This window comes from Flavobacterium xizangense (assembly GCF_054075145.1).
The window spans coordinates 19371-44456 of the sequence record NZ_JBSIPG010000004.1 but is presented as its reverse complement, the minus strand read 5'-3'; the positions used below and the strand labels follow the sequence as shown (position 1 = coordinate 44456).

Sequence of the window (25086 nt, the reverse complement as noted above, 5' to 3'; positions counted from 1 at the left end):
CAATATTTAAAAATCCAAATTCCAAGTTTAAAAACTGGAATTTGGATTTTTTTTTCATCCGAATTTAAATAAAAAAAAGGACTCACAATTGTGGTCCTTTTTTATGAAATCAATTTATAATTAAATTGATTGTTCTTCTTGTCTTTTTTTAGCTCTCTTTTCTTTGAACATTTCCCAGCTCGCTCCCGTAACCCAATAAGATACGAAACCAACCAAGAAAAACATTAACCAAAACCCTATAGTTAGTATGGTTAAGAAAAGTAAAAAGCCTAAGTACTGTGAAAATTCAAACATGTTTTCCGGAATTTTTGAATGTTACGACAAATGTAGGTTATATATTCTTCCACTGCAATAAAATCTAAATCAATTTTCGTGAAATAACATTTATACGTATATTTATACTCATTTTAAATAAGCTTTTTTTTGAATGCGAAACCTTTTAAATAAAGACTTCATCAAAATTCATAATAATTTTCAGGAGCTGATTCCTGCTGTCCGCTATATCTTTTGTGCTGAACCCCAGCACAAAAGGATGCCGCTCCCATCAGGGCTAGGAAACCCGTTTTCAAGAGAAGTTCATTTTTATAGACAACATTTCACATTTTACAAATAACATTTTACAAATAACATTTTACAAACAACGTAATGAAATACAGAATAGAAAAAGACACCATGGGCGAAGTTCAGGTCCCAGCCGATAAATATTGGGGTGCGCAAACAGAACGTTCCCGAAACAATTTTAAAATAGGAAACTCCGGTTCAATGCCAAAAGAAATCATTGAAGGTTTTGCCTATCTAAAAAAAGCAGCCGCTTACGCCAATTATGATCTAGGAGTTTTACCAATTGAAAAAAGAGACGCCATTGCAACAGTTTGCGACGAAATATTGGCTGGAGAATTAAACGATCAGTTTCCGTTAGTAATTTGGCAAACCGGTTCAGGAACGCAAAGCAACATGAACGTCAACGAAGTGATTGCCAATCGCGCTCAGGTTTTAAAAGGTTTTGAAATTGGCGAAGGCGAACAATTCATAAAAGCAAATGACGATGTAAACAAATCACAATCATCAAATGATACTTTCCCAACCGGAATGCACATTGCGGCTTATAAAATGGTCGTTGAAACCACAATTCCGGGCGTTGAAAAACTACACGCAACATTAGTCAAAAAAGCAACCGAATTTAAAGATGTTGTTAAAATTGGCCGTACACACTTGATGGATGCAACGCCTTTGACACTCGGACAAGAAATTTCTGGTTACGCAGCTCAATTGGCCTTCGGATTAAAAGCTTTAAAAAATACTTTAGCACATTTATCAGAAATTGCTCTAGGCGGAACTGCAGTGGGAACCGGATTAAATACTCCAAAAGGTTACGACGTAAAAGTCGCCGAATATATTGCAAAATTCACCAATCATCCATTTATAACAGCCGAAAATAAATTTGAAGCTTTAGCAGCACATGACGCCATCGTAGAAACTCACGGAGCCCTTAAACAATTGGCCGTTTCATTAAACAAAATTGCAAATGATGTTAGAATGCTGGCTTCAGGACCAAGATCTGGAATTGGAGAAATTCATATTCCTGAAAACGAACCAGGATCTTCTATCATGCCGGGAAAAGTAAATCCGACGCAATGTGAAGCTTTAACGATGGTTTGTGCGCAGGTAATTGGAAATGATATGGCAATTGCTGTTGGCGGTATGCAGGGACAATATGAATTAAATGTTTTCAAACCCGTTATGGCAGCAAACTTTTTACAATCGGCGAGATTATTAGGAGATGCCTGCGTTTCATTTGACGAACATTGCGCTCAGGGAATCGAACCAAATTATAAACGTATTAAAGAATTGGTAGACAATTCATTAATGTTGGTTACGGCTTTAAATACAAAAATCGGTTATTACAAAGCAGCTGAAATCGCCCAAACCGCTCACAAAAACGGAACTACTTTAAAAGAAGAAGCTGTTCGTTTAGGCTACGTTTCTCCTGAAGATTTTGATGCTTGGGTAAAACCGGAGGATATGGTGTAATTTCAAGTTATGAATTATGAGTTATGAATTATGAGTTAACTTTCTAAATCATAAATATTTTAAAGCAAAAAGGTAAAAACATAATGTTTTTACCTTTTTTTATATTTATCATAGAGTAAAACTCATAATTCCTAACTCATAACTCATAATTCATAACTTATTTCCCGTCAACGTAGTCCTGCAAATAACTAAATCTTTCCGTCAGTTTTCCATTTTCAGTGATTTTAGCACGTTTTAGGATTCCGTCTTTATCTCCGTTGAAGAAAGCCGGAATTACATGTTCCATGAATTGCTCTCCAAAACCTTCGCTGGCGTCTTTCGGAATTTCGCATGGCAGATTATCAACCGCCATTACTGCAACCGCAGCCGGATGAAAAAAATCAACTTCTTTATCTTCTAAAGGAAAATAACCATATAAAGGTTCAGCAATGGTTGACGAACGAACGGTACAGGCAATTGGCCCCGCAACGTCACATGAAATATCTGCCACAACTTTAAGTTTGCAATCGCTAGCATTCAACATTTCTCTTGTCAAAATCATTGGTGCTGCACTGGCGTGGAAATGTCCAGCAAAATAGATATCCGAAACTTTCGTAAATTTTTCAAAATCAGAAGTATATTCTTCAGGATGAGTTACAAAATCTTTAAAATCCAAAACCTGACCGTCTTTTCTTTTATTATATTCTAAAACATCCAATTGAACATAAACTGCCTGCGCATATTTTTTAGTCAGATAATTGTCAACTGTAATTTCTTTTACTTTTATAGCATCCAAAATTTCTTTGGCTCCGCTCCCAACCTTTCCGGTTCCGGTCACAACAAATTTTAAAGCTGGCATTGTTATGCGTTTTAAATGCTTTATCAAATCCTCTTTTCCTGAAAGTGTTTCCGCTTTTGGAAGTTTGAACAATTCGAATTTAATTCCGAAAGCTCTGATTCCGTTGTAAACACCTACCATTCCGGCGTATTTTCCAAAACCAATTAAACGATGATCCAACTCATTAACTATCGTTTCATGGTCATATAAGTCTATTTTTTTTTCTAAAATAGCCTGAAGTAATTTTCGGTTATGAGGCTGCTTTTTTATGGTATGTGAAAAAAAGAAATAAGATTTGTTTGGAATTAAATTTTCAACCGGAACTTCTTTTACTCCAAATAATACATCACAGTCAGAAACATCATCAGTTACGGTTATTCCCATACTTTTATATTGAAGATCTGAAAAAATCCTAATATCAGAACTCTCAACTTCTATTACAACGTCATGATATTGCTGTTTCAATTTTGCTAATGCATCTGGAGCAAATACTACACGTCGATCTGGTGGGTTTTTTCTTTCTTTTATAATTCCAAATTTCATTTAAATAAGTTTAAAGCATTTAATAATATAACTTTTTACATCGTATTTGTTTCAAATATAACAAATTTCGTTAAAGTTTTGTTCAAAAATTACAATTTAGAATATTTAAAAACCGTTGAACGCTGAATAACAATCGACTAACTAAAATTTTAGTTAAAATTATGTTAATACAGCCTTTTGAAGTCGCTAAAATTTCAAAAACATAAATATTGAATTCTATATATTTGTTTTTAAAGAATGATGAAAATGAGTTTCCTTAAAATGACAAAGATACCACAAATACTTTTTCTAATTTTAGTTTTAAGTTCATGTGGCAATGATAAAAAGACTAGCGTTGATCCAGCTTCAGTAGTAGAAGATACAATGCCAAAGATGAAGCCATTAGGCCCTGAAAAAAGAATATCCCAAGCTTATATAAATTCCGTAAAAGGCAGAATTAATCACTTTTATAATAAAAACTGGCCAAACAATAGTATGAATGGAAGTTTTTTAGTGGCAAGAAACGGACAAATTATTTTTGAAAGATACAATGGTTACGCTAACAAAAATGAGGGAACAAAAATCACTGCCGAAACTCCTGTACAAATTGCCTCAGTAAGTAAAGTTTTGACGGCAACTGCTGTTTTAAAATTAGTAAATGCAGGAAAACTTGATTTGGATCAAAAAGTCAATACGATTCTAAAAACCTTTCCTTACGAAGAATGTACAGTTCGAATGCTTTTGAGCCATCGCACCGGAATGCGTAATTATGCTTATTTTACAGATCATGACAAATCGGTTTGGGACAGACATAATCAATTAACGAATGCAGCTATTCTGGATATTTTAGCAACAAAAGATATTGGCTTGGAGGCAAAAACCGGAACACGTTTCGGATATTGCAATACCAATTATGCAATGCTCGCGCTGATTATCGAAAAAATCACCGGTTTAAAATATAAAGAAGCCATGGCTGAAATGATTTTCAAACCACTGGGCATGACGCATACTTATGTTTTTGACGATGATAAGGACAGGAAAACAATTGTACCTTCGTATAAAGGCAACGGAGCCGAAATTGGTTTCGATTATTTAGACAATGTTTACGGAGACAAAAATGTTTTTTCAACTGTTCGCGATCTTTTGAAATTTGACAGAGCAAGACAATCACCTGACTTTTTAAAACCGGCTTTATTAAAACAAGTTTATACAGGTTACAGTAACGAGCGTAAAGGAACTAAAAACTACGGTCTTGGAATCAGAATGATTAATTGGGAAACGGGACAGAATTTTTATTTCCACAACGGTTGGTGGCACGGAAATACCTCATCTTACATTACTTTAATGAAAGAACATGTGACCATAATTGCGTTGTCAAATAAAATGACCAGAAACACTTATGCGGTTCGTAAACTGGCTCCAATTTTTGGAGATTATCCTTTTAATTTCAAGGACGAAGAATAATACAATTTTTCTGAAAATTTTAGCAGAAAGTAATTTCAAATAGTATAAATTTGCAGACTTATTTTTTGGGGTCGACTGGTTTTGACAGCAAGTCGAATTGAACAGTAAGCACGTCGAGCATTGAGACCTTGCTCGTAAATATAAGATCTCGAACTTTTACACGGCGAAAATAATTACGCTTTAGCTGCATAATCCGAATCATAGTAAGATTGCGCCACGTCTCTACAAGGTAGAGAAGCTGGATTCTCCTGGAAAGCCTTGGTTTGTGGCGTTCCGTTCAGGGGAACCGTAAAAATAAACCTAGATATCCATGAGCTTCGGGTGGGTTTCGAAAATTAAGAAGATAAGTGTTCGGTGGCTGTTTCTGGCCTAGCTTAACATCGAAAATTCAATCAGGAAATAAACGTGTAGAAAGCTCTTTAGTTGCTTGTTTGGACCCGGGTTCGATTCCCGGCGACTCCACAAAAAGGGAAGGTATTTAATATATCTTCCCTTTTTTCATTTAAAAAGTTTCAACTCCATCCCCGTAACAAATAAATTCAGTAAAAAACCTCCTACAAATAGGGGAAATATACCCTTGTTCCCATTGTTCTATACTTTTAATTTAGCTGCACAATTCATGGCCAGAATTTAATTCGGAGTAAGTCGAAAATCCAAGAAAGAGTAGACGTAATTTTATTACTAATAAAATGGAAACTTTAGAAGAACAATTCAAAAACATGCATCTCCTTGACCGAGATGAGCGCTTGAGATTAATCAGTAAAATAGATATAATTCGCCCGGAAATCCTGAAACCTTTTTTTCCAGGACGATGGCTTTGGAAACGCTGCAATCTAAAAGTTTTAGTTGTAACAGATGGTTTGGATTTTGGTACAGGAGCATTTGGACTATCTGAATTTTTAACCACTTTTAATGAACTGCAAAGAACCACCTGGTATAATTACCAAATAACACTTGGCCAAAAAAGATCTACCCCTTTCTCGAATCCTAATCCATTGGTTGTAGCGACTATTCCAAATTTTAATTTTGCTTCAAGTGTAGCGCTTAATAATTTTGACCAAGTGTGGTTATTTGGTATCGATTCAGGATCAGGTTTACCAACTGATGAATTAGCCGCAGTTGAAGCTTATATGAATAATGGTGGCGGATTATTTGCCACAGGTGATCATGGTACTTTAGGTTCTGCTTTATGCAGCAATATACCTAGAGTGAAAGACATGAGACATTGGGCTGATTTCGGCGCAAATGAAGTGGGCATGACCCAGCCACGAAGAAACGATACAAACCGACCAAAAGCAGGTGATGCAACTTCTTTGTATTTTGATAACCAATCAGACAACATTCCTCAAAATATTTCCGTAAGAATATTTGGTACAGGCCTGCCGCATCCTTTGTTATCCATCAAAAAAAGTATCAGACCATCTGGATTGATTGATATTATGCCAGATCACCCACATGAAGGTGAATGCAAGCCTGAAACATCATTTACTGTTAATGGTGTCACTGTGGCTACTCAAAATATTGCAACATCTCATGTTTTAGGAGGCAGCACTACCGGAGGTGGCGGGAAATCGCTAACTGTCCCTCATTCTTTTTCTTCTATTGCTGTATGGGATGGCCGTTTGGCAAAAGTGGGACGTATTGTAGTCGATTCAACATGGCATCATTTTGTAAATGTTAATCTAAATGGGTCCGAATCTTATTTCAACGGAGATGACAGACCGGGCTTACAATCTGGTTTAACCACAGCTGATTTTAAGGTTATCAGACAATATTATATGAATATTGCGCTTTGGATTACCAAAAACAAAGCATTTTTATGTTTGAGAAGATATATATGGTACTACCTTTTAAAAGATTCACAACTTATAGAAGCAAGTTTGAATTACCCACTTGAAAAAAGAGAAAATATTTCAATTGCAGATTTAAACAGTATTGGGGCTTTGGCAGAAGAAATTCTATCTGAAAAATATAGTCCGGCATTTGCCAGAGATTTTTTAATTGAAGCTCTTGAACCCATAAATCCAAATCTGGCTTATAAATTAAACATTTGGAAACCTGATAATCAGGAAGAAATTAGAAAAAAAGACGACAAATATTATCAACCTTGGGTAAACTTAGATTTTATATTGCATACTGCAATCGGAGCTGGATTTATCGCATTAAGAGATGATAGAAGTATTTCTGACGAAAACGCAAATGAAAAAAATCTGGATAGTATAATCGATGTCTTCAATAAAGGAGCACAATTTGGTTTTGATAAATCCGTACAAAATCTAGGAACAAGCATTCACGCTTTGAGCAATGAATTACAAATCAGACTTTAACAACAATAAGTATTCAGTGACTGTTTCTTGCCTAACTTAACATCGAAAATTCAATCAGTAAATAAGCAAGTAAAAAGCTCTTTAGTTGCTTGTTTGGACCCGGCCGGATTCGATTCCCAGCTACTCCACAAAAAAGCCTTTTAATCGATTGATTAACAAGGTTTTTTTTGTTACCATTTTATTATTGTAGATAACTTTTAAAAATACAATTTTTGAAATGAGTAATTTACGTTTAGATAAATTACTTTATTTATAGATTACGTTTAATCTTCATTAAGAGAATAATCTAAAATTAACACGAAAAGCGCTCAGTAAATAAAAGTTCCCTTAAACAGTTTTAAAGAATTATCGATATATTTGGGTTAAATTAAATTGATATTTTTATACATATCTACCCGAAATAGGTTGGCTTTGTATGATTTTGTCATACATATATACTAGTTATGTGACATTTAAAAACAACCATATGAGAATCATTGACAAAGTTGGAGAAGTAGTTAAAGAGTTTAGTAAACATTTTGATAAAATAGAGGAAGAATTTAATCGTCATAATGAGTACTTTAAATCTTTAATCTATTCAGAACATGATACAATCGGTCACATACTTAAATGCCATTTGGTTGTCGAACATTATCTTACAAATTATCTTCAAGCAAACTTCAAAAATCTTGATTTTGATTCTGCAAGACTTTCGTTTTCCCAGAAAGCAAATCTGATCTCAGTGCGCGATACTCGTGTAGCATTTGTTAAGCCGGGGATTATTGAGTTAAATCGAATTAGAAATAAATTCGCCCACAATCTAAAAGCAGAACTTTCTTTAAACACAATGAATGAGATGCTTAGCGTATTAAAAATAGCACGAAAAGGAAAAATGTATGATAATCCGCTTGAAGTAGTAATGGACTTTTCCACGGTTGCTTCAACTTTTTTGATTGTTGACACAGACGAAATTAACCTGCTTTTTCAAGAAATATTTGACGCGATAAAAAATCATAAAGGATAAATAAACGTCACATAACAGCCACTACAACGGATTTGAGCATTTGGCTTAATGGGAAATTGGTTTTGTATTTGGAATATTTGGCAAATCCGAAGAATGGGCTTAATTTAGTCCCAAACCCGCTGTAGTGCCAGAACGTTAGCGGTAATTTTGGTCAAACAAAACCGGTAAATAGAGACAACTTATATGATGAAATATTCACTGGAAGACATAAAGAAAAAAGTAAACGAGCTGGCATTGAAAATTAATGCACCGACAAATTTACTACCTGATTACGGACAACAAATTTGGGACGCAAATCCTTACATTGAAGTTGACAACTTAGGACTTATGTATTACATAATTTCAGAGCGTGGTCAAGAATATGAAAGACTAATAACCGACCAAATTGACGACCTACTTTATAGAATATTTTCAAGTGTAACTTTTTCTATGGCTAGCGATTATGAACTGAAGAATAGAATTGATGATAAAGATTGTAGAAGAATTATTTTTGACAAACAAGAAGAGTTACTAGGTGTGTTAAGCGACTCTTGGAAACAAAAAGAAAAAGCCGAACACCAAACTATATTAAAAAATCATCCGTTTGACGATTTAGCTGGACTTCGTGCAACATATTGCCGACAACTAAGGCAACAAGGTATTACAGAAGCCGAGATCAATAAATTGGCTTATGAAAAATATCCTAGAAACTGAAAGAAAAACTACCGCTAACAGCGGTTTTAAGAAATTGGGGGTTTAGGCAAAATTTAAAGGTAATTTTATATATTTGACTTCAGTCCTAACGGAATGGTTCGGGAACAAAAACCCCTAACTTCTTAAAGCCGGCGGGACGTTAGTGGCAACCTTCAGAAAATCCTGCAATGAAAGAACTATCGATTTTGAAAAAAGTAAAGCAAGATTTAAAATCCAATAAAGTAGAAGTCATGAAAGTTATTGAAAATTTCTTCGAAAAGGGAGAAATGTCGAATAACGAATGGCGAAAAAAGAAACGCGAACTTATTAATTTAGGCAAGTTTATTGTTGCTAAGGGCGATGATGTTAATATACTTGAAGTTCGTGAAGAGCCTGACTTTGTCGTTAAATGGCAAAATCAAAAAATTGGATTGGAAATAGTTGAAGTTATAGATGAAGTTGCTCGTCAAAAAGCTCAAAAAAACGAATGGTTAATAAATCAAATTCATAAGACTTTTAAAGAGAATTATCCAAACGCTCATCTTTTCTTTTCGTTAAGTTTTGAATTTGATATTACAAATATTACAAAGAAGGAAAAGAAACGTCTTCAACAAGAAATTGAATTTCGACATCCCGAATTTCCTGATAAATCTAAATTATATAAACTCGCTCATCCTGGAAAATACACAAAAGAAGAACTATCGCGGAAAGCAATATTAATCGCGAATAAATTATATGAATGCTATATTCAAAACCATACAAATCTTAATGATGATTTAGTGAAATTATGGCGTTTTAATCTACATGATGAATTATATCTAAGTTTATCAATAGGTTATTCCGCGGGTTCACCAAGCGATTTAATAATTTCAAACATTCGAAACAAGGAAGCGTTAATTGAAAAATATCGTTCAAATTCTTCGACACAAAAACAGTATTTATTAATGGTTATCGAAGGAAGTAGCGGTTATTCAGATTATTCATTTATTGATGAAAATATGCTTGTGGAATTAGATATTAAATTTGATAAAGTTTTTCTTTTTGATTTTTTTAAAAGTGAAATATTCATCTTGAAATAAAAGCCAGCCACTAACACACGCTACAAGCAATTTGGGGATTTGGCTTAATGGAAAAATTAGTTTGTATTTGGAAGATTTGTCAAATCCGAAGAATGGGCTTAATTTAACCCCAAACTGCTTGTAGCGCGAGAACGTTATGCGTAATTCTAAAAACAATAGTTAACAATGAAAATTCGATTTTCCACATTATGTTCTCAATGCCTAAAAGAAGATGGGAATACAAAAGAGGCATATGATAATTTAAAAAATGAAATGTATGGAAAAGAGGACTATCTAACTGAAATAAACGACGAAAACTTATATGAATATTTTTGTCCAAGAGGACATAAATCTTTCAGCCAATTATCCGAAGAAAAATATGTACTCCTATTCGATTTAGGAGCACTCGCACTACTAGATGGCTACGCAAAAGAAGCTGTTTCAACATTTGCAAGTTCATATGAAAGATTTGTAGAGTTTTGCATAAAAGTAATTTGTATTAGTAAATCAGTTCCTGTCGAAAGTTTTCTGAAAACTTGGAAAACAATGATAAAACAATCTGAACGTCAAATTGGTGCATTTTACATTTTACAACTACTTGAATTCGGAGAAACGAAATACATTCTTGCTGATAAGTGGATTAACTTTAGAAATAGAGTAATTCATCAAGGATATATTCCTAAATCTGAAGAAGCAATTGAATACGGTGAATACGTTCTTTCAATAATCGATTTGTTATTAATTGAAATTGAAAGCAAAAATTCAGAGAGTTTACTGAAAGCAAAATTTCTTAGAATATCTGAAAATGGAACAAAGATTGGAGAAAATGTTTCTCTTTCAACTTCTAGCATGCCAACAATTATTAATAATCGAGAAATGTGGAAAGATGAAACAGGCAAAATTGACTTTAGAAAAGCATTATTATCTGTAAAAGAAAATAGCTTTTATAAACATTTTTATACCAAGGACTTATAAAAGAACTACGCATAACAGCTACTACAACGGATTTGGGCAATTGGCTTTCCCGAAGTAACGGGAGGAAAGTTTGTTTTGTATTTGGGATAATTTGCTTCGCCTATTCGCAATCGCTCGGGTGGCAAATCCGAAGAAGAGGCTTAATTTAGTCCCAAATCCCCCCTACTGACGTGAGCATCTTTCTCGTAAAACATAAACCAAAAAAAGCCTGATAAAAATTCAACATTTTCATCAGGCTTTTTATTTTCCAAAATATTTAGTTATCGGCGTATAAAATTTATTTCACATCAAACCAAAGTTTCGTTGTCAGTAAATCTTTTCCTTGACCTGCAACTGCAGCTTTATAACTGTCTCCGTTTAAAGATTGCTCTGTTCCCGGATAAAAGAAACGTGAAGGAATTTTTCCATCTAAAACTGTTGCTGGACCTGCTTTCAAAACCGGATAATCTAATCTTCTCCATTCTGTAAAAGCGTCTAACCCTTGTCCGTAAAAAGCAATCCATTTTTGTGTACCAATTGATTTGGCATAATTTGTAGCATCGTATTTTACCGTTGCCTGATTCAGATAATTCGAAATCGCAGTTGCATCGGTAATTCCAAATTGATTGAATGATGCCGTAATTGCATTTTTATAAAACTGTTCAGCATCCCCAGAAATATAACCACGAGCTACAGCCTCTGCAAGATTGAACAACGTTTCTGAATAAGATGCAATTACTGCCGGCGATGTCGAAGTCAAAAAGTAAGTTCCCGGTTTTGATGTTTTGGCAAAACCCTGGCTATTGGCATCGCTGTTTGATAATCCGTTAGCTCCACCAACATATTTTCCAACACTTGCATCTGATGGCAATTGCGCATAAACTGGCAAACGCGGATCTGATAATTCATACAACTTGTCAACCAATGTTTTCGAAATACGGAAATCATCACGAGTTTCAAACCAAGCCGAAGCCGGATTTTGTTGCGGTGAACTGATGTAAGTAAACTTGAAAGTATCTGCATTACTGCTAATTAATCCGCCGGCATCGCTTGTTGCATCAATTGCAGCTTGTTTTGCCAAAGCTGGTTCTCTGTCAGAAATTCTCAATGCGATTCTTAAACGAAGCGAATTCACCAGTTTTTTCCATTTTGCAATATCGCCTTTATAAACCAAATCTCCAGTTACAGCACCATTTGCCGAATTCAATAAAGATTGTGCTTGTTTTAAATCGTCAAGCAATCCCGTGTAAACTTCTTTTTGTGTATTGTATGCTGGCGTTACTTTCAAACCGGCTTCTTTATACGGAATACTTCCATAAGCGTCAGTCAATAATAAAAATGTCCAAGAACGTAGCGTTAATGCAATTCCTTTGTAATTTGAATTTGCCTGCGCGTCAGGAAATTTAATAATAGTGTTCAAATCTGTAATCAATGTTGCATAACCTGTATTCCACAAAGAAGTGAACGAAGTATTGGAAACATCATATCGATCTGGTTCTGTATACTGGATTTTAGCCCAATGTTGAACAAACAACAAAGACGAGTTAAAGTTATTTCCATCACCCCAGTATAAATCTGCTCCTTGTTTCAGTGTTCCTGTCAACAAATAAGGCGCTAAAGGTGTTTCAGTTGCATTTGGATTTGCATTTATATCATCCAAAGTATCGTTGCAAGAACTCAGTGTCAATGCAATTAAGGTTGTATATAATAGTTTTTTAAGCATGATTCCGAGTTTTTAAAATTTAAGATTAACATTCAGACTGAAATTTCTCGTAGTTGGCAAAGCTAAACTCTCCAAACCTTGTGCATTTCCAGTATTGAAAGCAGTTTCAGGATCTATATTTGGCACATCTTTGTAAATAAATAATAGGTTACGACCAGCAGCAGTAATACTTGCACCCTGAAGTCCTAGTTTTTTAGCTAATTTTTTATCTACATTATAAGTAAGCCTAACCTCTCTTAGTTTTACGTAAGTTGAACTGTAAATGTAAGCTTCGCTGATATTGTATGATGCTTTGTAATATTCCTGTGCACTAATCACTTTATTGTTTGGAGTTCCGTCAGCAAATACACCACCGAAAATCATTCCGTCATCATACACCGTTACACCACCTGGAGCAACTCCTCCAGTTACCAATGTTTTTGGATTAGAAGTGTTGTTTCCTGGATAATAATAGCTTAATCCGCCATTCTCAGCACCTCGGCCCGGAAGCGTCTGCGCTAAAACTCCTGTATAATTACCGGTTCTGTTTGTTCCTGAAAAAAGCTCACCTCCTACACTTGCATCAACAAGAACCGAAAGCTCAAGATTTTTATAAGTAAATGTGTTTGTAACACCCGCTAAGTAATCTGGTGTATAATGTCCTAAAACTTTCTTTGTCGGATCTGCTTTTGGTAATCCATTGGCACCTACTACAATGTTTCCGTTTGCATCGCGCTCATAAGCTGTTCCATAAAGTGCTCCATAAGCTTGTCCTACTGAAGCTAATACATCTACACCTCCAGAAGTACCAATAGTGTAGTTTTGAATCTTTTTATCATAATCCAAAATCTCAACTTTACTTGTATTCTTAGAGTAATTTACACCAACATTCCATTTGAAATTTTCAAGCTGAATAGGATTTCCATCCAACTGAACTTCGAAACCTTGGTTGTTAATTTTCCCTGCATTGATTAATTGCGAATTATAACCACTTGAAGCTGTTGTTTTAATCTCCAAAATTTGATCGAAACTGTTTGTATTATAATAAGCAACATCAAAATGCAATCTGTTTTTCCAGAAAGAAGATTCGATACCAACTTCTGTAGAACGAGTTGTTTCTGGTTTCAAATCCTGATTCAGTTTCTTTTGTGAAGAGGTCTGAATTGGATTTCCATCAAATGCTGTTTGGAAATTATAAACTGTCGATAATTGATATGGATCTGCATCGTTACCAACTTCAGACCAACCACCGCGCAGTTTTAAGAAATCAAGCGTATTGCTTTTAATATTCAGCGCATCAGTTAAAACTAAACTTCCGTTAATCGAAGGATAGAAATACGAACGATTACTGCTTGGTAATGTAGATGACCAGTCATTACGAGCTGTAAGATTCAAAAACGCATAATTTCTGAAACCCAATTGCGCCGAAGCATACGCACTATAAACTCTCAATCGTGATAATGTATTTGAAGAAGTCAACGGATCACGTGAATTTGTCAATGTATATAAGTCTGGTACAGCCAAACGTGGCGCTTTTTGGTAATTATTTGCATCGCTGTGGTTACGAATATTAAAACCTGCAAGAGCATCTAAAGTAAAATCTTCACTAAGGTTTTTGTTATAATGAAAAAGCCCTTCAGTATTTTGTTCGTTTACAGTATAAGCATCTTCAGCATAAGATCCGAATGGCGTTCCGTTTGTACCATATTTAATAGTGTATTTTCTTCGGTCGTTATAATAATCAACTCCTGTGCGGAATTTAAAATCAAGTCCGTCGAAAAGTTTCGCTTCCAAATGAATATCACCAATTAAACGGTTACGCTGTTGGCTAGTAGTATTATAATAAGCATTCCAATATGGATTGCTGTAATAGCTGTTGTTCCAGTTTCTAGTCCAATCCTTCTCAAGCTCATTAATATCGACCTGACGACCAAACCAAAGAAATTGCAACATTACACCCGCAGCACGTCCGCCTGATGGACCACCTGGAAGTTGTGGAGCATCTGTTACAATATAATTACCTGTTACACCTACTTTAATACTTTTTGATATTTGGTAATTCGTATTAATTGTGAAATTTGTTTTGTTTATTTCACTGTTAGGCACTGTCCCTAATTGCTTCTGATTATTTACTCCTACGCGGAAATCTGATTTATCATCTGATTTTGCCACCGAAATACTATTATCATAAGTAAGACCTGTATTAAAAAAGTCTTTCACATTATTTGGATGCGCTACAAACGGAACTGCTTGACCATTTGAATAAAATTGAGGAATCAAACGTCCGTCTAAACGTGGCCCCCAGCTTTCATCAACACCATCGTTAACTCCTCCTCCTTTTCCATCTACATAACTAAATTTTCCATTTGATCCTTGTCCGTATGAATTTTGAAAATCTGGCAAAGTAGTAACCTGAGAAACCGTAATACCAGAATTAAAAGTAATACCAAGTCCGTTTTGACCTTTTCCAGATTTTGTAGTGATCAAAACTACACCATGCGCCGCACGCGATCCGTAAAGCGCTGCTGCGTTTGGTCCTTTTAATACTGTTAATGTTTCAATATCCTGAGGATTCAAATCGGCAATTGCATTTCTGAAATCACGAGTTGCTCCACCAGCATTCAATTGTGAATTATCAACTGGAACTCCATCAACAACAAATAATGGCTGATTATTTCCCGCGATAGAAGTTTCACCACGAATAATAATACGTGAAGATCCCATATCTCCTTGCGAATTGGTAATACGAACACCTGCTAATTTACCAGTAAGACTGTTTAAGAAGTTAGTTTCTTTTGTACTAGCAAGGTCTTTACCTTTAAGCGCCTGAGTTGTATATCCTAATGATTTCTTTTCTTTTGTAATTCCAAGAGCCGTAACGACTACTTCTGATAGTGCATTCTGTTCCTGAGTAAGATCAATGACAACCGCATTTTTAGTAACTACAACTTCTGCTTTTTTATAACCTAAATAACTTACAATTAAAGTATAAGGAAATTTTTGTCCGGTTTGGAAATAAAATTTACCATCAAAATCGGTTACAACTCCATGCGTTGTCCCTTTAATGTTGATTGAAGCCCCAATTACAGGCTCTTTTGTAACAGCATCTACAACTGTTCCTTCAAGTTTTGACTGGATTAACGGTTTCGTTTCTTGCGCGTTAACCCCTATGGAAATCAAGAAAATACACGTCAGTATATATCTATTTAATTTTTTTTTCATTACTTTGTTTTAGTTTAATAAAAAGGTGAGCCGAAAACAGATTTAGTCCATTTTCGCTTTCCTTCTAGAGATGACAATTTCTTTAAGCTTCACCATTTCTGCTGCAACAGAAATGGTTTTTTCTTTTTATCTGCAACACATTCGTTTTTTCATTTTTCTTTATTTTTATTTTGGGTTATTATTATTTTATTGGTCTATACAATATTATTTCCCCTGCAATTGAGGGTCGTTGTTATAAAATTTAATAAATCAAGGATTGAAGAATTTTAGCAGAGACATCTCCTAAAACATTAACTATCAAAAAGTTCTTACTCGCTCAGAAATCATTTGACAATTTTTAATCTTTATTTTAAATTCTACTAATTTGATAGAACAAAGGTAAATTAAAAATATTAACTCAAAAACTTTCTGCGATTTTTTTGCAAAAAAAATGTTAACTAAAAAAATTTAGTAATTTTAAATCATTAAAAACTAAACAGTTAAAATAAAAATAAATTTTGGCGTGATATGAGAAATTTCTGAAAACAACCTACAAAGGCCGTATTCACTGTATCGTTTTCGTTAAAAATAAATGTGTTTCGAACACAAAAAAGTATCACAATAAAGACCAAAAGTGAACTATTTTACCCCTTCTTTTTCATCATTTTTCTCTAACTTAGCGGTCTGTATATTTGAAATATGCGATTTAAAATAAACTTTGTTTTTCTGCAAAACACTGAATAAAAAAACAATACCGTTTTTTCTCTTACTTTTTTGCAGTAAACATTCTTCTAATAATTTAGTTAATTGAAAACTATGAACAAATTTGATTTTGGAATTGTAGGATTAGGTGTAATGGGCCGAAACTTACTTTTAAATATTGCCAGTCATAATTTTGCGGCTGCAGGTTTAGATTTAGACACAGAAAAAGTCAATTCTCTTCAGCAAGAAGCCGATGAAAACCATACTATTGAAGCCACTACAGATGTCAAGCATTTTGTAGCGCTTATTCAGCAACCTAGAGCGATTATGTTATTGGTTCCTGCAGGAAAACCAGTTGACAGCGCAATCGCAAGCTTACTTCCTCATTTAGATAAAGGTGACATTATTATTGACGGAGGAAATACTTATTTCACCGATACTGACAGAAGATTTTTAGAATTATCTGAAAAAGGAATTCATTTCTTCGGAATGGGAATTTCTGGCGGTGAAAAAGGTGCACGTTTTGGTCCTGCTATGATGCCGGGCGGTGATCAGAAAGCTTATGAAAGACTTCGCCCTATTTTTGAAGCAATTGCAGCAAAAGTTGATGGTGAACCTTGTGTAGAATATTTAGGAAATGGTTCTGCCGGAAACTATGTAAAAATGGTTCACAACGGAATCGAATACGGAATCATGCAGTTGATTTCTGAAGTTTATGACCTTATGAAAAGAGGTTATAATTTGGATGACGAAACCATTCAGAAAACTTTTGCAGAGTGGAATCAAACCGATGATTTAAGATCATATCTAATTGAAATTACCGGAAACATCCTAAAACAAAAAGATGAAGACGGAACACAATTAATCAATAAAATCTCTGATTGGGCAAGATCTAAAGGTACAGGAAAATGGACTTCGCAAAATGCAATGGATTTACAAGTTCCAGTTCCGACAATCGACGCGGCAGTTAACATGCGCGATATGTCTAAAACCAAACCGGAAAGAATTGAAGCGGCTAAAAAATTAGTTTGGAATGCTGGAGAAACAAATGTTCCTCAAAGCGAAGCCATTGCAGCTTTAAAATCGGCTATGTCTTTTTCTATTGTTGTGACTTACGCTCAAGGTTTAGCACAACTTCACACCGCTTCTAAAGAATACAACTACGGATTAAATCTAGAAACAGTTGCTAAAATCTGGCGTGGCGGATGTATTATTCGTGCGACAATTTTAGAAGATTTCAGAAAAGCTTATGTTACAAAAGCAGATTTGCCAAACTTACTTTTAGATGGCGGAATCTCTTCAAAATTAACAGAAAACCAAGCAGGAATGAGAGCTGTAATTCAATTTGCAGTTCAAAAAGGATTACCAGTTTCAGGATTAATGAACTCGTTATCTTATTTTGATGCTTACCGTTCGGCAAATCTTCCAACAAATTTAATTCAGGCACAACGTGATTATTTTGGAGCACACACTTACGAGCGTATAGACAAAGAAGGAGTTTTCCACACACAATGGGCTGAATAAGCAACTTAAAGCAACACAACTACACACAATGACTAAAAATAAACTAAAGAATCCAACAATCATTGTCATTTTTGGAGGAACCGGAGATTTGGCAAAGAGAAAACTCTTTCCCGCATTTCAAAATCTGTACCTTGACGGGCGTATGTCTGAAAAGTTTCAGATTATTGCTCTGGGAAGAGCAGAAAAAACAAACGAAGATTTTCGCAGTTATGTAGCAGAAAATCTGGCTCTTTTTTCAAGAAGAAAAGGAATTGATGACCCAGAAACAGAAAAATTTCTTTCTCATATAACCTATCATAGTTTAGATATTGACAAAGAAGAATCCTATATCGGATTGAACGAGAAAATTGAAGGCTTTGATCAGGCTTTTGGAGAACGCGCCAATCGTCTTTTTTATCTTTCAATTACGCCTTCTTTCATTTCAACTATTTCGAGCAATATCAAAAAGATCGGGCTTGCGGCGAATCCAAAACAAGATCGTATTATTATCGAAAAACCTTTTGGTTACGATAAAACTTCTGCAATTGCACTTAACGAAATGCTTTCACAGACCTTCAAAGAAGAGCAGATTTACAGAATCGATCACTATTTAGGAAAAGAAACGGTTCAGAACATCTTGGCTTTCCGTTTCGGGAATTCAATGTTTGAACCTTTATGGAGCCGAAATTTTATTGATTTCGTCCAAATTACCGTAGCAGAGGAAGTCGGCGTTGAAGAACGAGGCGGATTCTATGAAGGTGTTGGAGCATTAAAAGATATGATTCAGAACCACTTGCTTCAGATTTTATGTATGACGGCTATGGAAGCGCCTGCATCATTAAATGCAGATGACATTCGTAACCGAAAAGCAGATGTTTTGAAATCAATTCGTCGTATCAAACCAGAAGAAGTAGATCATTACATCGTGAGAGGTCAGTACGATACTGGTGAAATAAAAGGAGTTCCAGTTCCGGGTTACCGTCAGGACAAAGGCATTGCACCAGATTCTAATACAGAAACTTACGTTGCCATGAAAATTTATCTGGACAACTGGAGATGGCAGGGAATTCCGTTCTATTTGCGTTCAGGAAAAAGAATGGAAGAAAAACAATCTTCCATCATTATTCAGTTTAAACCAGTGCCACATTCTTCATTCTCTTATGGAAAAGAAGGTATGACACCAAACCGATTGATCATCAATATTCAGCCTGCAATGGACATTAAACTGCAATTTATGACCAAAAAACCAGGACTTTCGCTAGCATTAAGACCTGCCGAAATGGTTTTTGATTATTTTGCCTGTTCAACAATGTCGCCGGAAGCTTATGAAACATTGATTGCAGATGCTTTGGCGGGAGATCCTACTCTATTTATGCGTTGGGATCAAGTGGAAGAAGCTTGGGATGCAATTGACACGATTCAGCAAGTTTGGAAAACAGTAGCTCCAACAAATTTCCCTAATTACAAAGCAGGAAGCTGGGGACCTGAAGAAGCTGACGAATTGTTAGCACGCCAAGGACACAAATGGATTCCGAATACACAAACAAAAGAAGAAGTTTTAAATGATACAGATTTATAATAACACAGAAGAAATCAATAGTACTGCTGCAGACCTTTTTGTCGAATCTGCTCAAAAAGCGATTGCCGCAAAAGGTACATTTACAGCTGTACTTACAGGAGGTTCTTCTCCAGCAGGGATTTACAAATTATTAGCTTCTGATGCTTACAAAAACAAAATAGACTGGAACAAAGTTTACATTTTTTGGGGAGATGAACGTTGGGTTCCGTTGAACGATGATTTGAGCAATGCTAAAATGTCGTATGCAACATTATTAAGCCAGGTTGCTATTCCGCAAGAAAACATTTTTGAAATGTACAAAGACGGCGTTACTCCTGAAGAATATGCTGCTATCTACGAACAAATCCTTAGAAAGATTTTAGGTGAAGAAGGGAAATTTGACCTGATTTTATTAGGAATGGGAGATGACGGACACACTGCGTCTCTTTTCCCAGGCGAAGCCGTTTTAGAAGAACAAACCAAATGGGTTGACGCTTATTATTTAGCACCTCAAAAAATGCACCGTATTACACTTACTGCACCATTGATTAATAAAGCAGAAAAAATTATCGTGGTGGCTTTTGGCGAGAAAAAAACGCACGCTCTAAAAGAAGTTACAACTGGAGCTTACAACCCAACTTTATATCCAATGCAATTAATTAAACCCGTTTCTGGTGAATTATTGTTTTTGGTAGATAAAGCTGCTGCAGGGACGAATTAATTTTTTACTCAAAAATAACTTATGAAATCGCAATCATCAATTTTTAGATGATTGCGATTTTTTTATTTTATTGATTTTCATTTGCTAAACTATTTATCCTAACGAAAAGTTTAATTAAATTTACTTCGATGGATGAACTGAAAAAACATATAGAGGAAATTACTTCAATAACCGATGAAGAATTTGACTATATCAAAACATTCTTCAAGGAAAAAAAAGTAAAAAAACACCAATATCTGCTTCAGGACGGTGATAAAGTGACTTCTGAATATTGGATTGTGAAAGGCATTTTTCGTGCTTTCCATATTGATAAAGATGGAAAAGAACACATTTTGCAATTTGCACTCGAAAATTGGTGGCTCTCTGATTATAATGCTTTCTTCAACCAAAAAGAATCCAACATTAATATTGTCTGCATGGATGATGCCGAAGTTTTATGCCTGACACTTTCTGGTCGGGAACAATTAGCATCGGAATTTCATAAAATGGAACACTTTTTTAGAATGAAATTGACCAGCGGTTATTCGGCACAACAAAGAAGAATTATTTCGCTTCTTTCTAATAATCCGAAAAAACGTTATGAAGAATTTGCCAGTTTGTATCCAAACATAATGCAAAAAATTCCAAAAAAATATATCGCCGAATATTTAGGAGTTAGCCGAGAAACTTTAAGTCGCCTATACTCTACTACTAGCCGAGATTAACAAAACGCAAGCGTGATTTTTATCACGCTTTTTTTATACCCCACTTCAACAGCAAAAATCATTCTTAACCAAAGTCAATGATTTTAAAGTCGCTGTAAATCTACTTTTGCCCCGTAATCAATAGTTATTAATTCAAACTTTTTTAAACGTGTGATTTGAATCACACGTTTAAAGTGAGTTCGGTCAACCGTCAGGTTTTAAACTTGACGGAACTTTGTCCCAGATGAAAAGCTAATTAATTCGCATAAAAAATTATTAACTGAAAACATTCAATAATTAAAAAATAAGAATCATGAAAACAACTGCTTTTAAATCCATTAACAAAAAAATTATCGCTTCGATAAATGTGCTCGTGCTTATGACAGTTACAGCTAAAGCTCAAAATTCAACAACAGTAAAGACAAAAATTTTGAACGAAACAATTTCAAAAATGACTCAATATGAAGTGAAAGAAGCTGAAAAGGCTCAGCTTCGAAAAGTACTTTCAGATTATGTTACTAGTGCAATTTCTTCAAAAGAAAATATTATGGCTGAAGCTTTCTTCGAAGAAAAGAAACCAAATATATTATGGCTAATCGAAAGATGGAATAACAAAAATGGATTAGAAAAATTCAGCAAAAGAAAAGAGGCAAAATCATTAGCAACATTGACCCAAAAATCACTTCTAAAACCTGTTAATACGTATTATATAAAAGATCTTGAACCGCTGACAAAAGAGCAATGGCGCAAAACAGCAAAAAAGGAAGACAACCAACTGGTTATAATGTTGTTTGTTGATGCCAAAAATGGTACACAACAAAACTTTAAAGATACCTACCATATCGCGATGCCTCAATTTAGAAGTGAGCCGGGCGTTGTAACGTATCAGCTTTCTGAGATTGAAGGAGATAATACACAATTTGTTACCTACGAAAAATTCAGAAGTAATGATGCTTTTCAATATCACCTCAACTTTCCTCCTATCAAACCCGTAATCGAATATTTGGAAACCAGCATAAAAACCCAACCTTTTCAAAACGGACTACATAATCTAATCGAATTTGCACCGCTAACAAGAGAATAATTAGAAAAATAAATTCATAAAAAACAATTATCAACATTTTAAAAATTAGAAATCATGAAAAATTTAAAACAAGTTATCGCAGCAGGTTTAGTGGGCACAGCATTAAGTGCAGAAGCTCAGGTAAATCATGAATTAAATGTAATGAATCAATTGGCAACTCCTTCACACGTATCTGTGATGCCCGTTTCTCAATTATTGAATGCTCCGGGAAATGAGGCTTTGAGAGCATTCTTTTTTACTCCTGTGAAAGACAAAACAGTATTAAAAGGCAAAAAAATCGCTGTATTGGCAGCAGATGGTTTTGAGGAAATTGAACTTACTGGACCCGTTTGGTATTTCAGAGAACTGGGTGCTCAGGTTGACATCATCGCTCCAAAATTCAATCCTGCTCCAGCAAGATACGGATTGAGTACTCCTGAAATGGCAAAAACTCATATTATGGCGATTCAATATTTACAACCTGTTGGCTGGATCAAATTTGACAGAACTGCAGATCAAATTAAGGTAAGCGATTATGATGCGGTATTCATTCCGGGTGGCGCTTGGAATCCAGATAATCTTCGTTATGATAAAGACGTAATCAAATTCATTCAGGATTTTAATAAATCAGGAAAACTGATTGCGGCTATATGTCATGCACCAGTTGTTTTGGCTTCGGCTGATATTCTTAAAGGAAGAAAACTTACTGGATATTGGAACATTCAAATTGACCTTAAAAACGCAGGCGGAATTGTTTCTGACCAACCTGTTGTGGTTGATTCCAACATTATTACAAGCAGACACCCAATTGATGTAGCTGATTTTTCTAAAGCTGTAGAAAGCTGGTTAGTAAGAAAATAATCCTCAAAAATCGACGGAAGGTGAAATTTATCTTCCGTCTTTGAATTTCAACATAACAATCTCACTTACCAATCATTCTTTTACGAAGCCTGCTTAAAGATTCTGGCTTTATACCAATGTAAGACGAAAGCTGATTCTGTGATACCATTTGAAAAAGATAAGGTTGTTTTTTTAAGATTGTTTTATATCGCTCTTCGGGAGTTTGAAAATGAAGCATCTCCTGCCTTTCAATAATAATAAGATAGGCAGATTCAGCAATTAGTCTTCCAAATTTTGACCAGTTCGGGCAACTGTCATATAGCTTTTCGACTTTCTCATACTCTAAAGCAATTACGTTCGAATCTTCCATCGCTCTACAACTATAATGGGCCGTTGCTTGGGTAATAAAACTAGCGAAATCAACCAGAAAATCATTTGGCTTTGCAAATCTGCTATTGATTTCGTTTCCTCTGTAATCCACATAAAACATCCTAAAAAAGCCACTTTCAATAAAATAGATATGACGGCAGATTTCTCCCTGCTGCAAAAGATCGGTATCCTTCTTTACTTCTAATCTGCTAATAATTGGCAACATCAAATTATACTCTTCATCAGACATTGGAACAACTGATGTAATAACGTTCTTAAGGGCATCCATACTATTGATTTTAAGACAAATAAGTTGCTTAAAATTAAATTTAATTCTTCTAAACACAAAATTATGTTCATTAAATAGTAAAGAAACGTTCTTAACCAAAGTCAATGGTATGAACAAAATTACGGCTCTATCTTTGTCATGTAAATAAGTTGAAAATCATTTATTTACAAACAATTAATTAAAAAATATTCTATTACTGATAATTAAAAAAACTGAATCATGAAAACTAAATTCAACAATGAAGCAAAAGCAAATAAGAATCCAAAATTAGGATTTAGAATCCACCTTCTTGTATTTTTATTATTTACACCAATTGTATTTATCATTTGGTATTTGACAGACACAACATACCCTTGGCCGCTTTGGTCTACACCAGCATGGGCAGTGGGAATTGTTTTTCACTATTTAGGCGTATTTGTATTCAATAAAAACAACACTAAATCTTATTCTCATGGAAACAAATCATACAGCATTTAAGCGAATTGTAACCGGTCATGATCGTGACGGAAAAGCAGTAATTATTTCTGAAGAAACCCCTTCACGCACTTATATGGTAGGCGGACCAAATGGAGCCAAGTTTTATGAGATTTGGAATACGAAACAAACTCCGGCTTTAATTGATAGCATTTCAGCAGATTCCGAAGAAACTGCACTTATTTTAGGGCCTCCAAAACAAGGAACAAGGATTCGGGTTATTGATTTTCCGCCAGAAAGCGATGAAATCAGAAATCTGACCAAAGAACAAGCTTTTGAACATTTTAAAACCATGAAAGGTGAACACGCTTCAAAAGCAGACGAAAATGCACCTCATCCGTTAATGCACAAAACCGAAACTATTGATTACGGAATTGTATTGGAAGGCGAGCTTACACTAATTGTAGATCGTGGTGAAACCATTGCAAAAGCGGGCGATATTATTATACAAAGAGGTACTAATCATGCGTGGAGCAATAAATCAGGAAAAACATGCCGAGTAGTATTTATACTGATTGACGGACAATTTGAAGAAAATCTTCGCTAAATCTTAAAATCAATTATTATGCGAGTTGATCCGATAAAACCAGAAAACATGAACGATGAAGTTCGTTATGTTCACGATGAAGTTTTTAAACTCATTACACATAGTCAAGGTCTCGTTGTAATGACAAATAATGACGGGGCTTTAACCGGTCCGTTTCCGCCAATGCTCGCTTTCCCGCAGTTCGGAATTCCGGCTCTAAGTTTTGTGCGCTCATTAGACAATCATGCAACGCTTTCTAAAAAAGTCCGAGAAGTTGCCATTCTTACAGTTGGTGCAGCATTTGGAGCACGTTTTGAACTTTATGCACACGAAATTATGGCAAAACATTTTGGTTTTTCTGCTGAAGCAGTTGCATCCTTAGCATCAGGAATCTGTCCTTCTGAATTAAATCAGGAAGAAAGAATCGCATATGAAATTGCTTCAGTTTTAGTAAAAGGAAAAATTGTCGCTGATTCTTCATACAATTTAGCTGTAGAAGTATTAGGAAAAGAAGCTGTTGCAGAACTTATATTTCTAATAGGCGCTTACACGTTACTCGCAACAGTCTTAAATGGCTTTGATGTTCCGACACCTTAAATAAACAGAT

The 25086-nt window shown here is 34.9% G+C and carries 20 protein-coding genes and 1 other RNA gene; 17 read left to right on the top strand and 4 right to left on the bottom strand.

Annotation, left to right across the window (positions count from 1 at the left end; translation table 11 throughout):
* Positions 1 to 645 precede the first annotated feature (645 nt).
* A complete protein-coding gene (gene fumC, locus ACWA1B_RS11825; RefSeq protein WP_456907102.1) occupies positions 646 to 2031 on the top strand; it encodes a class II fumarate hydratase in 1386 nt (461 codons plus the stop codon).
* A 157-nt stretch (positions 2032 to 2188) separates the two neighbouring features.
* Here fumC and ACWA1B_RS11820 read toward each other — a convergent pair whose 3' ends face one another.
* The gene (locus tag ACWA1B_RS11820; RefSeq protein ID WP_456907100.1) at positions 2189 to 3391 is read right to left on the bottom strand and encodes an NAD(P)-dependent oxidoreductase; all 1203 of its coding nucleotides are present in this window, start codon (positions 3389 to 3391) and stop codon (positions 2189 to 2191) included.
* A gap of 240 nt (positions 3392 to 3631) precedes the next feature.
* Here ACWA1B_RS11820 and ACWA1B_RS11815 point away from each other — a divergent pair, with 240 nt between their 5' ends.
* The 7 genes from ACWA1B_RS11815 to ACWA1B_RS11785 all read left to right on the top strand — a co-directional run bounded on the left by ACWA1B_RS11815 (position 3632) and on the right by ACWA1B_RS11785 (position 10869).
* Entirely contained in the window at positions 3632 to 4834 is a 1203-nt protein-coding gene (locus tag ACWA1B_RS11815) for a serine hydrolase domain-containing protein (protein WP_456907584.1), read from the top strand.
* A 67-nt stretch (positions 4835 to 4901) separates the two neighbouring features.
* Positions 4902 to 5299, top strand: a transfer-messenger RNA (tmRNA) gene (gene ssrA / locus ACWA1B_RS11810).
* 224 nt (positions 5300 to 5523) lie between these two features.
* Complete coding sequence (locus ACWA1B_RS11805; protein WP_456907098.1) at positions 5524 to 7161, top strand: hypothetical protein; 1638 nt, start codon at positions 5524 to 5526, stop codon at positions 7159 to 7161.
* A 466-nt stretch (positions 7162 to 7627) separates the two neighbouring features.
* Positions 7628 to 8164, top strand: a complete 537-nt coding sequence (locus ACWA1B_RS11800) for a hypothetical protein (protein WP_456907096.1) — start codon at positions 7628 to 7630, stop codon at positions 8162 to 8164.
* Between the two features lie 183 nt (positions 8165 to 8347).
* Entirely contained in the window at positions 8348 to 8857 is a 510-nt protein-coding gene (locus ACWA1B_RS11795; RefSeq protein ID WP_456907094.1) for an Imm63 family immunity protein, read from the top strand.
* Between the two features lie 167 nt (positions 8858 to 9024).
* Complete coding sequence (locus ACWA1B_RS11790; RefSeq protein ID WP_456907092.1) at positions 9025 to 9915, top strand: hypothetical protein; 891 nt, start codon at positions 9025 to 9027, stop codon at positions 9913 to 9915.
* Between the two features lie 165 nt (positions 9916 to 10080).
* On the top strand, positions 10081 to 10869 hold the full coding sequence (locus tag ACWA1B_RS11785) for a hypothetical protein (protein ID WP_456907090.1): 789 nt from the start codon (positions 10081 to 10083) through the stop codon (positions 10867 to 10869).
* 277 nt (positions 10870 to 11146) lie between these two features.
* Here the strand turns inward: ACWA1B_RS11785 and ACWA1B_RS11780 are convergent, their stop codons facing one another.
* The gene (locus ACWA1B_RS11780; protein WP_456907088.1) at positions 11147 to 12571 is read right to left on the bottom strand and encodes a SusD/RagB family nutrient-binding outer membrane lipoprotein; all 1425 of its coding nucleotides are present in this window, start codon (positions 12569 to 12571) and stop codon (positions 11147 to 11149) included.
* Positions 12572 to 12583: 12 nt separating this feature from the next.
* A complete protein-coding gene (locus tag ACWA1B_RS11775) occupies positions 12584 to 15772 on the bottom strand; it encodes a SusC/RagA family TonB-linked outer membrane protein (RefSeq protein ID WP_456907086.1) in 3189 nt (1062 codons plus the stop codon).
* Positions 15773 to 16567: 795 nt separating this feature from the next.
* Here ACWA1B_RS11775 and gndA point away from each other — a divergent pair.
* From gndA to ACWA1B_RS11745, 6 genes are all read left to right on the top strand, one after another.
* Positions 16568 to 17977 carry an NADP-dependent phosphogluconate dehydrogenase gene (gndA, locus tag ACWA1B_RS11770; protein WP_456907084.1) on the top strand — a complete coding sequence of 470 codons (1410 nt, stop codon included), beginning with the start codon at positions 16568 to 16570 and terminating at the stop codon, positions 17975 to 17977.
* 28 nt (positions 17978 to 18005) lie between these two features.
* A complete protein-coding gene (gene zwf, locus ACWA1B_RS11765) occupies positions 18006 to 19535 on the top strand; it encodes a glucose-6-phosphate dehydrogenase (RefSeq protein ID WP_456907082.1) in 1530 nt (509 codons plus the stop codon).
* Positions 19519 to 20235: a 6-phosphogluconolactonase gene (pgl, locus tag ACWA1B_RS11760; protein WP_456907080.1), complete on the top strand. Its 717-nt coding sequence runs from the start codon at positions 19519 to 19521 to the stop codon at positions 20233 to 20235. The genes zwf and pgl overlap by 17 nt, the downstream gene beginning before the upstream one ends.
* A gap of 128 nt (positions 20236 to 20363) precedes the next feature.
* Positions 20364 to 20939, top strand: a complete 576-nt coding sequence (locus ACWA1B_RS11755) for a Crp/Fnr family transcriptional regulator (RefSeq protein WP_456907078.1) — start codon at positions 20364 to 20366, stop codon at positions 20937 to 20939.
* A 292-nt stretch (positions 20940 to 21231) separates the two neighbouring features.
* Entirely contained in the window at positions 21232 to 22002 is a 771-nt protein-coding gene (locus ACWA1B_RS11750) for an antibiotic biosynthesis monooxygenase (RefSeq protein WP_456907076.1), read from the top strand.
* Between the two features lie 54 nt (positions 22003 to 22056).
* Positions 22057 to 22842 (top strand): DJ-1/PfpI/YhbO family deglycase/protease, encoded by a 786-nt coding sequence (locus ACWA1B_RS11745; protein ID WP_456907074.1) that lies wholly within the window; start codon positions 22057 to 22059, stop codon positions 22840 to 22842.
* Positions 22843 to 22903: 61 nt separating this feature from the next.
* Here the strand turns inward: ACWA1B_RS11745 and ACWA1B_RS11740 are convergent, their stop codons facing one another.
* Positions 22904 to 23479, bottom strand: coding sequence for a Crp/Fnr family transcriptional regulator (locus tag ACWA1B_RS11740; protein WP_456907072.1), 576 nt, complete (start codon positions 23477 to 23479; stop codon positions 22904 to 22906).
* Between the two features lie 219 nt (positions 23480 to 23698).
* Between ACWA1B_RS11740 and ACWA1B_RS11735 the strand changes: the two genes are divergently transcribed.
* Genes ACWA1B_RS11735 through ACWA1B_RS11725 form a run of 3 tightly spaced genes read left to right on the top strand, consistent with a single transcriptional unit; the run spans position 23699 to position 25076 of the window.
* The gene (locus tag ACWA1B_RS11735; protein WP_456907070.1) at positions 23699 to 23956 is read left to right on the top strand and encodes a 2TM domain-containing protein; all 258 of its coding nucleotides are present in this window, start codon (positions 23699 to 23701) and stop codon (positions 23954 to 23956) included.
* A complete protein-coding gene (locus ACWA1B_RS11730) occupies positions 23931 to 24500 on the top strand; it encodes a cupin domain-containing protein (protein ID WP_456907069.1) in 570 nt (189 codons plus the stop codon). The genes ACWA1B_RS11735 and ACWA1B_RS11730 overlap by 26 nt, the downstream gene beginning before the upstream one ends.
* 18 nt (positions 24501 to 24518) lie before the next feature.
* Positions 24519 to 25076, top strand: coding sequence for a carboxymuconolactone decarboxylase family protein (locus ACWA1B_RS11725; RefSeq protein WP_456907067.1), 558 nt, complete (start codon positions 24519 to 24521; stop codon positions 25074 to 25076).
* Positions 25077 to 25086 lie beyond the last annotated feature (10 nt).

What these genes read in the sequence shown, in the direction of transcription:
- fumC (WP_456907102.1), top strand. Translation starts at nt 646, where the DNA reads ATGAAATACAGAATAGAAAAAGACACCATGGGCGAAGTTCAGGTCCCA.
- ACWA1B_RS11820 (WP_456907100.1), bottom strand. Translation starts at nt 3,391, where the DNA reads ATGAAATTTGGAATTATAAAAGAAAGAAAAAACCCACCAGATCGACGT.
- ACWA1B_RS11815 (WP_456907584.1), top strand. Translation starts at nt 3,632, where the DNA reads ATGAAAATGAGTTTCCTTAAAATGACAAAGATACCACAAATACTTTTT.
- ACWA1B_RS11805 (WP_456907098.1), top strand. Translation starts at nt 5,524, where the DNA reads ATGGAAACTTTAGAAGAACAATTCAAAAACATGCATCTCCTTGACCGA.
- ACWA1B_RS11800 (WP_456907096.1), top strand. Translation starts at nt 7,628, where the DNA reads ATGAGAATCATTGACAAAGTTGGAGAAGTAGTTAAAGAGTTTAGTAAA.
- ACWA1B_RS11795 (WP_456907094.1), top strand. Translation starts at nt 8,348, where the DNA reads ATGATGAAATATTCACTGGAAGACATAAAGAAAAAAGTAAACGAGCTG.
- ACWA1B_RS11790 (WP_456907092.1), top strand. Translation starts at nt 9,025, where the DNA reads ATGAAAGAACTATCGATTTTGAAAAAAGTAAAGCAAGATTTAAAATCC.
- ACWA1B_RS11785 (WP_456907090.1), top strand. Translation starts at nt 10,081, where the DNA reads ATGAAAATTCGATTTTCCACATTATGTTCTCAATGCCTAAAAGAAGAT.
- ACWA1B_RS11780 (WP_456907088.1), bottom strand. Translation starts at nt 12,571, where the DNA reads ATGCTTAAAAAACTATTATATACAACCTTAATTGCATTGACACTGAGT.
- ACWA1B_RS11775 (WP_456907086.1), bottom strand. Translation starts at nt 15,772, where the DNA reads ATGAAAAAAAAATTAAATAGATATATACTGACGTGTATTTTCTTGATT.
- gndA (WP_456907084.1), top strand. Translation starts at nt 16,568, where the DNA reads ATGAACAAATTTGATTTTGGAATTGTAGGATTAGGTGTAATGGGCCGA.
- zwf (WP_456907082.1), top strand. Translation starts at nt 18,006, where the DNA reads ATGACTAAAAATAAACTAAAGAATCCAACAATCATTGTCATTTTTGGA.
- pgl (WP_456907080.1), top strand. Translation starts at nt 19,519, where the DNA reads ATGATACAGATTTATAATAACACAGAAGAAATCAATAGTACTGCTGCA.
- ACWA1B_RS11755 (WP_456907078.1), top strand. Translation starts at nt 20,364, where the DNA reads ATGGATGAACTGAAAAAACATATAGAGGAAATTACTTCAATAACCGAT.
- ACWA1B_RS11750 (WP_456907076.1), top strand. Translation starts at nt 21,232, where the DNA reads ATGAAAACAACTGCTTTTAAATCCATTAACAAAAAAATTATCGCTTCG.
- ACWA1B_RS11745 (WP_456907074.1), top strand. Translation starts at nt 22,057, where the DNA reads ATGAAAAATTTAAAACAAGTTATCGCAGCAGGTTTAGTGGGCACAGCA.
- ACWA1B_RS11740 (WP_456907072.1), bottom strand. Translation starts at nt 23,479, where the DNA reads ATGGATGCCCTTAAGAACGTTATTACATCAGTTGTTCCAATGTCTGAT.
- ACWA1B_RS11735 (WP_456907070.1), top strand. Translation starts at nt 23,699, where the DNA reads ATGAAAACTAAATTCAACAATGAAGCAAAAGCAAATAAGAATCCAAAA.
- ACWA1B_RS11730 (WP_456907069.1), top strand. Translation starts at nt 23,931, where the DNA reads ATGGAAACAAATCATACAGCATTTAAGCGAATTGTAACCGGTCATGAT.
- ACWA1B_RS11725 (WP_456907067.1), top strand. Translation starts at nt 24,519, where the DNA reads ATGCGAGTTGATCCGATAAAACCAGAAAACATGAACGATGAAGTTCGT.